This window comes from Roseicyclus sp., from assembly GCF_052168335.1.
In the GTDB taxonomy this organism is placed as follows: domain Bacteria; phylum Pseudomonadota; class Alphaproteobacteria; order Rhodobacterales; family Rhodobacteraceae; genus Roseibacterium.
This window is the reverse complement of sequence record NZ_JBQLZP010000551.1, coordinates 1-2,681: the sequence shown is the minus strand read 5'-3', so window position 1 is coordinate 2,681 and position 2,681 is coordinate 1. Positions and strand designations below refer to the sequence as shown.

The following is a 2,681-nucleotide window of genomic DNA, read 5'->3' as shown; positions in this document are numbered from 1 at the left end:
TGAGAGCGGGCGCGGGTCCGTCGTGTGTGAATTATTGCTTCATCGTGAATTGGAGATACGGTGCAAAGACTTCGAACATCCGGCTTGGTTGCGCGAAGAGCCAAACCTTCTTTGAAGCAAGCGCTTGCCTGATTCTCTCAAAATCACCATTTGCGGAAGAGGCTTCATATTCTGCCTCAAGTGATTGAAGCTCAATAACGGAGTCGATTAGTTTTTGAATGTAATCAGATATCTCGGGCCCAAATAGAAACTTGGAAGTTTGCCACGCTGCTTGAAGTCGATAAACGGCCGTCCGCTCCGGGTCTCCAATCTGAAGGAGCTCGGATGTAATGAGATGCACATCCTTGAAGAGGGCCAAGCGCCTATCGAATAGCTTTTCGCGTAGCGTTTCTTGAGCTAGCCGCCATTGCCGATAGGCAATGAATGCGACTATTGCCGCTATAATTGCCGGGCCGAGCGCGCTCAGCCATTCTGTCCAATGAACGGCCTCAAAGCTCACACATCCAACTCCTCCACGAACCTCGCGTTCTCCTGGATGTACTGGAACCGCAGTTCCGGCTTCTTGCCCATGAGGCGCTCCACCAGGTCGCCGGTCTCGCCCGGCGCGTCCTCGTCGACGGACACCCGGATCAGCTTGCGCGAGGCGGGGTCCATGGTGGTTTCCTTCAGGTCCTTGGCGTCCATCTCGCCCAGCCCCTTGAAGCGGGAGACGTCGATCTTGCCCTTGCCGCCGATCCCCTTGCGCAGCCAGGCCTCCTTCTCGGCCTCGTCGAGGCAGTAGACGCGGCGCGCGCCTTGCGTCAGGCGGAAGAGCGGCGGGCAGGCGAGGTAGAGGTGCCCCTTGTCGATCATCGGCCGCATCTGCGTGAAGAAGAACGTCATCAGGAGCGAGGCGATGTGCGCGCCGTCGACGTCCGCGTCGGTCATGATGATGACCTTGTCGTAGCGGAGGTCCTCGATGTTGAACTTCGTCCCCATGCCGACGCCGAGCGCCTGGCAGAGGTCGGAGATCTCCTGGTTCTGGCCGAGCTTGGAGGAGGCCGCGCCCAGCACGTTCAGGATCTTGCCCCGGAGCGGCAGGAGCGCCTGCGTGTTGCGGTCCCGCGCCATCTTGGCCGAGCCGCCCGCGCTGTCGCCCTCGACGATGAAGAGCTCGGTCCCCTCGCGGGCGGAGCGCGAGCAGTCCACGAGCTTGCCGGGCAGGCGCAGCTTCTTGGTCGCGGACTTGCGCGCCGTCTCCTTCTCGGCGCGGCGGCGCAGACGCTCCTCCGCGCGCAGGACGAGGAAGTCGAGGATCGCGCCCGCGGCTTTCGTGTTGTTGGCGAGCCAGTTGTCGAAGTGGTCGCGCACCGCCCCCTCGACCCAGCGCGCGGCGTCGGAGGTCGCGAGGCGGTCCTTGGTCTGGCCGACGAACTCGGGCTCGGCGATGAAGCAGGACACCAGCGCGCAGCCGCCGCCGAGGATGTCCTCGCGCGTGATGTTGGCCGCCTTGCGGTTGCCCGCAAGCTCGCCGTAGCCGCGGATGCCCTTCAGGATCGCGGCCCAGAACCCGGCCTCGTGCGTGCCGCCCTCGGGGGTGGGCACGGTGTTGCAGTAGGACTGGATGAAGCCGTCGCGCGCCGGCGTCCAGGTGATCGCCCATTCGACCGAGCCCGGCACCTGGAAGCGGGACTGGAACTCGACCCGCCCCGCGAAGGGCGCGTCGGTGTAGGTGGCGGAGCTGCCCATCGTTTCGGAGAGGTAGTCGGCGAGGCCGCCGGGAAAGTGGAAGGTCGCCTCGGTCGGCGTCTCGCCGTCCTCGACGGCGGATTTCCAGCGGATCTCGACGCCCGAGAAGAGGTAGGCCTTGGAGCGCACCATCTTGAACAGGCGCGCGGGCCGGAAGCGGTGGTGGCCGAAGATCTCCTCGTCGGCGTGGAAGGTGACGGTCGTGCCGCGCCGGTTCGAGACGGCGCCCTCCGAGCGCACCGGACCCTGCGGGACGCCGCGCGAGAACTCCTGCACGAAGAGCTCGCGGTTGCGCGCGACCTCGACGCGCAGGTGATCGGACAGCGCGTTGACGACCGAGGCGCCGACGCCGTGGAGACCGCCGCTCGTCTGGTAGGCCTTGCCCGAGAACTTGCCGCCCGCGTGCAGCGTGCAGAGGATCACCTCGAGCGCGGACTTGCCGGGGAATTTCGGGTGCTCGTCCACCGGCATCCCGCGGCCGTTGTCGCGGATGGTGATGGCGTGGTCGGCGTGAAGCTCCACCTCGATGCGGTTGGCGTGACCGGCCACGGCCTCGTCCATCGAGTTGTCGAGGATCTCGGCCACGAGGTGGTGCAGCGCCCGCTCGTCGGTGCCGCCGATATACATGCCCGGTCGCTTGCGGACAGGCTCGAGCCCCTCGAGGACCTCGATCGAGGAGGCGTCGTAGCCCTGCGGGGCATCGTGCCCTGAAAGGAGATCGTCTGCCATGGCGCTGCTCTATCTTGTGTGGCGTTCGCGGGAATATGGCAGGTTTGGGGGCCGCGCGAAAGTCCGGCGCGTCCGAGGAGCATCCGGGGCGTCGTGACGGTTTATTGACATGTCTCAAGGTAGGGTGCGGCGATCTGTGCCAGACTCCACGGGTCTGTGCGGAAAACCAACGAAAGGGGAGCTGCCCGTGAAGGATATCGCCATGGAGGCCGAGGCCTCGCCCG

The 2,681-nt window shown here is 65.1% G+C and carries 2 protein-coding genes; both read right to left on the bottom strand.

Features of this window, described 5'->3' with window-relative positions; genetic code table 11:
- Nucleotides 1-31: 31 nt before the first annotated feature.
- Complete coding sequence (locus ACTS11_RS16765; protein WP_442641440.1) at nt 32-499, bottom strand: hypothetical protein; 468 nt, start codon at nt 497-499, stop codon at nt 32-34.
- Nucleotides 496-2,457 carry a DNA topoisomerase IV subunit B gene (parE, locus tag ACTS11_RS16760; RefSeq protein WP_442641439.1) on the bottom strand — a complete coding sequence of 654 codons (1,962 nt, stop codon included), beginning with the start codon at nt 2,455-2,457 and terminating at the stop codon, nt 496-498. The genes ACTS11_RS16765 and parE overlap by 4 nt, the downstream gene beginning before the upstream one ends.
- Nucleotides 2,458-2,681: the final 224 nt, after the last annotated feature.

Coding starts and splice junctions, on each gene's coding strand:
- parE (WP_442641439.1), bottom strand. CDS start 2,457: ATGGCAGACGATCTCCTTTCAGGGCACGATGCCCCGCAGGGCTACGAC.